The sequence below is a fragment of the Bacillus sp. NPDC077411 genome, assembly GCF_044543425.1.
In the GTDB taxonomy this organism is placed as follows: domain Bacteria; phylum Bacillota; class Bacilli; order Bacillales; family Bacillaceae_G; genus Bacillus_A; species Bacillus_A bruguierae.
Window position 1 is genome coordinate 298024 of the sequence record NZ_JBITWA010000001.1, and the last position, 6636, is coordinate 304659.

At 32.9% G+C, this 6636-nt stretch carries 9 protein-coding genes and 1 pseudogene; 4 read left to right on the top strand and 6 right to left on the bottom strand.

The window, feature by feature from the left end:
- Positions 1 to 22 precede the first annotated feature (22 nt).
- Positions 23 to 961: a phosphotransferase enzyme family protein gene (locus tag ACIGHG_RS01545; protein ID WP_396546829.1), complete on the top strand. Its 939-nt coding sequence runs from the start codon at positions 23 to 25 to the stop codon at positions 959 to 961.
- A gap of 363 nt (positions 962 to 1324) precedes the next feature.
- Positions 1325 to 1627 (top strand): annotated as a pseudogene (locus ACIGHG_RS01550) (IS3 family transposase); the annotation flags it as partial.
- A 106-nt stretch (positions 1628 to 1733) separates the two neighbouring features.
- Here the strand turns inward: ACIGHG_RS01550 and ACIGHG_RS01555 are convergent.
- The 5 genes from ACIGHG_RS01555 to ACIGHG_RS01575 form a co-directional block, all read right to left on the bottom strand.
- Complete coding sequence (locus ACIGHG_RS01555; RefSeq protein WP_336471454.1) at positions 1734 to 1862, bottom strand: Phr family secreted Rap phosphatase inhibitor; 129 nt, start codon at positions 1860 to 1862, stop codon at positions 1734 to 1736.
- A complete protein-coding gene (locus tag ACIGHG_RS01560; RefSeq protein ID WP_336471453.1) occupies positions 1859 to 2971 on the bottom strand; it encodes a response regulator aspartate phosphatase in 1113 nt (370 codons plus the stop codon). Before ACIGHG_RS01560 ends, ACIGHG_RS01555 begins: the two co-directional genes overlap by 4 nt.
- A gap of 172 nt (positions 2972 to 3143) precedes the next feature.
- The gene (locus ACIGHG_RS01565) at positions 3144 to 3560 is read right to left on the bottom strand and encodes a DUF5986 family protein (protein ID WP_396546831.1); all 417 of its coding nucleotides are present in this window, start codon (positions 3558 to 3560) and stop codon (positions 3144 to 3146) included.
- Between the two features lie 276 nt (positions 3561 to 3836).
- Entirely contained in the window at positions 3837 to 4337 is a 501-nt protein-coding gene (locus ACIGHG_RS01570) for a hypothetical protein (RefSeq protein WP_090915173.1), read from the bottom strand.
- Between the two features lie 91 nt (positions 4338 to 4428).
- Positions 4429 to 4575 carry a site-specific integrase gene (locus ACIGHG_RS01575; protein ID WP_396546833.1) on the bottom strand — a complete coding sequence of 49 codons (147 nt, stop codon included), beginning with the start codon at positions 4573 to 4575 and terminating at the stop codon, positions 4429 to 4431.
- Between the two features lie 458 nt (positions 4576 to 5033).
- On the opposite strand from ACIGHG_RS01575, the gene ACIGHG_RS01580 reads away from it, so the two are divergent.
- Positions 5034 to 5429, top strand: a complete 396-nt coding sequence (locus tag ACIGHG_RS01580) for a hypothetical protein (protein ID WP_396546835.1) — start codon at positions 5034 to 5036, stop codon at positions 5427 to 5429.
- Positions 5430 to 5648: 219 nt separating this feature from the next.
- A complete protein-coding gene (locus ACIGHG_RS01585) occupies positions 5649 to 6086 on the top strand; it encodes a hypothetical protein (protein ID WP_396546837.1) in 438 nt (145 codons plus the stop codon).
- Positions 6087 to 6366: 280 nt separating this feature from the next.
- On the opposite strand, the gene ACIGHG_RS01590 is transcribed toward ACIGHG_RS01585, so the two are convergent.
- A partial coding sequence (locus ACIGHG_RS01590; RefSeq protein ID WP_396546839.1) for a hypothetical protein occupies positions 6367 to 6636 on the bottom strand: 270 nt, incomplete at its 5' end.

Below are 6636 nucleotides of genomic sequence, written 5' to 3' on the forward strand. Positions count from 1 at the left end.
GATTGGAGGAATTAAAACGTATATGGAACAAAAGATACTTGAATTACTTAACGAAATATATCCAGTGAATTTTATTAAAGTTGAATCAGTAACAAATGAAATGTATCGGTGTATTGCAGAACAAGGTAACTTCTTTGCTAGAATAACGAACTATAAAACATATGATGAACAGTTAGAAGAGGTTAAATATACAAACTTTTTATATAATGAAGGATTTTGTGTCCCGCCAGGCATATCTTCTTTAAACGGTAAATTAGTAGAAAAGATAACACTTGATAAGGACGTTTTAACTGTTTTATATAAGGCAGCTTCTGGTGTACACTTACCAAGAAGTCAATGGAATGCCAATGTATTAAAAGAATTAGGTCGACAAATTGGTAGATTACATCGTTTATCAAGGGAATTTGAAAATATAATGCCGGCTAAATATATCAACGATTGGCATGATAATGAGGAATATGATTTTCATAAATATATCCCTAAAGAAGAAAGTACTATTAGAGAAATTGCACATGAAGTTTTATCTACAATTAAAAATTTGCCAAAATGTCATTCTACATATGGTTTACTACACGGGGATTTATGGTTAGAAAACATATTAGTAGATAGTGATTCGAAATTGACAATGGTTGATTTTCAAGATTGCGAAAAACATTATTATATATTTGATTTAGCTGTTCCCATATATAGTGCGTTGGAGTATTCGTTTGTAGGGAATGGCAACATCGTTGACTATGGGCGTTCTATTACGAAAGCAATAATCGACGGATATCAAGAGGAAAATGATATATCTCCAGAGATGTTAGGGAAACTTTCGCTATTTATTAAATTAAAGGAAATATTTGAATATAATTTAATGCACATGTACTGGAATAAAGAGAGGTTAACTGAGGATCAAATACGAATAATGAACCACTTTAGACTAAGGATTGAACATAATTACTCTATTCTTAATATTTAATCAACTTTTGTTGTTAAACTAAAATCAATCATATTCGAGGGCATAACGTAAAATTTCCTGTGGCACTTGCTACACTTATGCAATAAACTAACCTCAAGGTTTAAGTGATAACGGTCTATAGCTATGATTGTTCCAGCACCATAATATTTATCTAACAAAGCTTGATAAGGCTAAACACCTTTTTCCAGTTCAAAGCATTCACTTTACATAGAGAAGCATGCATGATAGAGGCTAGGTAGCATTGCGAATTTCTTTATATGATGCGGCTTTGCAAGAACATCTTGTACGCAGAGCCTCCATGTCAAGCGACCACAGTTGTGCACAAATTCCCAAAAATGTGTTCATTTCTATCAGGTGGTCACACTCCTTATTCATTCTGATCAAGGTTGGCGCTATTAAATGAAACAATACCGTCATTCTCTCAATAACCATGGCATTACGCAAAGTATGTCGCGTAAAGGAAACTGTTACGATAACGCAGTGATTGAAAACTTCTTTGGCATCATAAAATCAGAATTTCTTTATTTAAAAGAATTTGAAAGTGTTGAACAATTTAAGCAAAAACTAGCAAAGTATATTGAATACTATAATCATAAAAGAATTAAGGCAAAACTAAAGGTCATGAGCCCGGTACAATACCGAGTTCATGACCCGAAAGTTGCTTAATGAAATAACCTGTCTAACTTTTTGGGTCACTTCACATTCGTATGATTTTTTCCTTGCACCTATTTCATTTCCGAACTCACTTCAATCAAAATATAACAAAGTACTTTTAGTGATGATCTCCATCTGCATATCTTGTAAATTCCGGAGTTTGTTGTTTTTCTACAGGTATTTGCACGCCAAATGTTAAAGTTAATACCGTTACCATCCCCATTAAAATAGTCATTGTTTTTTTCATTTCAATGCCTCCTTATCAACTGCTTTTTTTCTCGCTTGTGTACTTAAATAAAAATACTTACTAGCATTAGAATGGTTATCCTCTTGATAAAACTTAATCGCTAACTCTTCCATAGAGTCTTGCATATACGTATATAACTCTTCTCTTTCAAAATACTTAGCTCCTGCTAATACTACTTTTTCAAGTTTTTCAGCAGGAAGATCTTCATTCAGCGCATCTAAAATCATAAAACGATGCTGATATTCCTCATGTTTCAACTCATTACAAATTTGCAATCCTTTTTCAATTAGTTCTCTTACTATTTCATGTTCCTTAAGTTTAAAATGCTCTTTCGCTTTAACAAAGATAGCTTTATAATGTTTAGGCTTCTTCTCAACCACTTCAGAAAGATAACGAATTGCTAATGTGGAAAGATTTTGACTTGCATATAACAAACCAAAATTGTGTCGAACCATTAAAATATAATATTCTTCATCCATCTTTTGAAATTGATTCATCGCAGTTGCAAAATGTTCTTCTGCTAGTTCCCACTCCTTTAAATGGGTACAAGCTAAACCTAATAAATTTTCACAAAAAGCAATGTTTATTTCACATCCATTAAATTTACGATAAATCTCTTTTGCTTTACTAACATACTTAATCGCTAAAAGACCTTGATATATATCATAATAAAATGAACCTAATTTGTAATAGAATTCAGCCATTTCCAATTCGTCAGGAATACCCTTTAAAAATTCTTCTGCCTTATCAAAATGTTCGCTTGCCTCATTATATCTGCCCGTTGCACCCTTATGAATTGCTTTAAAAAAATGATAATAATAAGATAGAAACTCATCTTTTGGTATTTTGAAAGACTCAATCTTATCAAAGCTTTCTTGAGATAAACTTACATTATCAATTAAGTAACTATATCGAAAATCGAGAAGAGAATAATATAGTAGTAAATTCTTCCCCTCTAATGACTCCCGTTCTTCCTCTTTTAATTCTTGGATCATGCTATCAATCTGTTCTTTCATACAATGTGCTTTAGTAATGTTTCTTGAACGAATTTCAACATACCAATTATTCAATAACTTTGTAACTTTTTCGCTACCCATAGTTACCGACATATAAATCCTCCTCATCCATATTATGTATACCAACTTAATTTTACCAGAATTTTCTGTCTTCATGGACTTTATCCTTAGTTTTGTTGTTTCTAAACAAACGACAGAAAAATCAGAATTATTTATTTTACAAAACGATAAATATACGTTTTGTAATCAAGATAGTATGCGAAATTCATACAATATAAAAATAAGAAAAGCACATAAAGCGAAACCTAAGGGCGTTTTCTTGTGCTTTTTTCAACGGAACCGTCATATCATGTTGCTGCTGTTCTTGTTGTTTGCTATCATTATCACTAGAAGCGACAGTAATAAGGTTGCTCCAGTCTTCTTCATCAAACGGATCTAAATTTTCATTTAATATATTAGCTTTAACTGATTTCAATCCATAGCCTCTCATATCAAGACTAATTACACAGAACTGTTCAATTTCACAAGGACATGCTTGAAGCATTTCCTTACATATTTGACGAGCTTTCTCTTCATCGAAATCCAAACCAGATGTCAACTGTATCGCTCTTCTCTGACTTAAGTCTAATCTCTTCTCAAAATTCGCATTACATACCCCTGAAATGACGGAAATGTAATGCATTACTTTAAATTTTATCTTTCCCACCTGCCAATGCCTCAAAATTGTTTTGAGACAGCAGGAAAAACAAAGCCTTACTTAGTAATTTTCACACAACAAAAAACACTCAAATAATCGAGTGCTTAACTTTAAATATATAGCTATTAATCCAATATTAGAGTTAAGAATCCCATGCTTGTATTTACGGGGAGTATTTACCGCTTACAAATCCCCTATTTTTGTATACTTTTATTTCTCGTACATCCAGTAAATATTTCCCCATTTTTTCTTCAATTATACTCAAAACATTCTCTCGTGAGCATGTCTACAGGAATACTCACTATTAGCCTCTGCTTTTATAGCATTCTCATTTAAAATTCCGTTAATATTTACTGTTATATCTTTACTAAATTTATTAAGAATTTCATCAACTTCTTCTTTTGTATATGAATCTTTTTTTCCAATTTCTTGACTATATTCATCTACTGTTTCTTCACTAATTTTACTAACGCTTTTTAGTACATTAGGGTCTAATTTAGCATCCACTTTTTTTACATTGGCTGATATTTCGTGTAACACATAAGAAACTTGATTGTTGACTCGTTGATTGTCGCTATCTTGTTTAAGTGCAATGAAAATAGCTACAAGAGCTAAAGCTATTGATACTGCACTAGATATTATAGAAAAATTGGCTTCAATGTGTACATAATCAAAAACATTAGCTATTAGAAAAATAATTATCACAATTAAAATCCCTGCTAACCAGGTCCAATCCCTATCTCCCCATTTTTTATTGCCCATAAATTATCACCTCTCCAAAATACTATGCAACAATCCAGAATATTTACCTATGTTTTTTCATTTACCTATCAAAGAAAATAAAATACGCTATCTAATCAGATAACGTTTTTAACCTGTCCTCTATTTGTTCTTCTGTAATTCCGCTGTATCGTAATGTAATCAAAGAATGACTATGATTTAATATCTTTTGCAACTCGGTTACATCTTTATGTTGTTTATAGTACCAATATCCAAACAATTTCCTTAAACTATAATTACAGACCCGCAAAGTCTGCTGCTTTATTTAACTGGCAATATGCTTGCATTAGTGAGATCGCTTTGTCTCCCTTGCATGATGAAAACAGCCACTCACCATCAATGATACAACCATAATCGCTTATCCACGATCCTAATATATGTAAAATTGAAACAATCCAATTAAGAAAGCTAATTGAAGCTTGGGGAAAAGCGCAAAAATTTTATAAAGATAACAACTAAAAGAAAAGCAGTTTCTATGAAGTGATCTGCATAAAGTTAGACAAATTAATTAAGCTTCTTCTTGGGCATGGGCTCGGTATTTGTACGAGGCTCATGCCTCTTAATATCCTTTTCTTTTAATTCTGTTGTGACTATGGTATCCAATTTTTATTTTTATAGGTGATACAATTCTACAAGGGTAAACTTTTTCCTCATTCAAGGTTGAGATGATTATTGAGAATGAAGAAAATGCCACTACTTATCCACAATACACAAAAAGATAGTGAGGTTATATCAATGAAATATTCATATGAATTTTGGCATCATCCATTTGGTGGGCTAAGAATTCGTTTACCAAATGAAATTTCTTTAGTCTCAGATTTGTTAGAAGACGATATCCATAGTGAGCATGGTCTGCAATATCTTAATAGAGTATTAAATGGCGAAGTTAGCCATCTTGAAATAGGTGGAAATAGCTGCGATTTGAAAATACAAGCAGATTATACTAAAATTGTTCATCGTTATTATGAAGAAAAAGAGAATACTTGCGAAATTGAAACGATTGAATTAAAAAACTTGATGGTAGTATGGCTTGCAGAGTATGAAAATTACTTACAAAACTGTAATTCCAACTAGTAGCATACGATAGGACGAAGTTTTCGGTGAACGTCTCTGTCAGCGGGATGTACCTATTTCAAATAGTATTAATCAAGTTTCTTCTATAATAAAAAGATCCGGTATTATGTACTAACTATAGCTTAAGGGTATAAATTAATTTTTACTAGACAAGCATACACTCATTTTTAACTTGATCACATAAAATGATAAAAAGAGTAAATGAGGAGATGCATAATATTGCCGAAGCCAGCTTATGGTTACGTTACACTTGTGGGTAACAATCCTATAGAGGTCAAATCAGGTGCAAACGTAATATTTAATAGAAATGGCCCATTAAATCATATAGTGTTTACCCCACCTAGTGACACCCTAATAATACCTAAACCAGGAGACTATAAAATCGAATTTATATTATTAATTGATGGTCCTGCTTCTATTTCAGTATATGGTTTAATTTTAAATAATTCTTTAGTAGGTGGGCGACTTACTAATTATGGTATACAAAGACAAGTGGATGGAGCGAGTCTAATGCTCACCGGACAAGCTATTATCAATATTCCTAGATGTTCAATACTACAACTTAGAAATATAGGACCGACTACAAATGTGTTACTCCCAATTCTAAGCGGACAGAAAATTAATGCTGCATCATTAATTATTGAGAAGCTTAGCTAGTGAAATTTATTTACGCAGCAGGACAAGCGCTAAAAAAGTGCTTCGTGTTAAACATATAAAAGCGATAAAATAGCTATTAGATCGCTAATTCGAACTCAGTCGGGATTATACAAAATAAAAAGCCTCAATCCTTTTATTTTGAAGGGATTGGGGCTTTATTCATTCAGGCTTCATTTTAAGCTTGATTCTCCTAATTCAGGTTAAATTTAATCTATTTGATCTTAACTTTTCTATCCAACTAAGTGTAGTCTATCCAGATATAAAGTATTAAAAATCAAGGTTATTGCATTCCTGGGAATCCTCCCATACCTGAACCTGGAAATCCTCCCTTGCCCATGCCCGGGAATCCTCCCATACCCATGCCTGGAAATCCTCCCATACTCATGCCTGGGAATCCTCCCATACCCATGCCTGGAAATCCTCCCATACCCATGCCTGGAAATCCTCCCATACCCATGCCTGGAAATCCTCCCATACCCATGCCTGGAAATCCTCCCATACCCATGCCTGGAAATCCTCCCATACCCATGCCTGGAAATCCTCCCATACC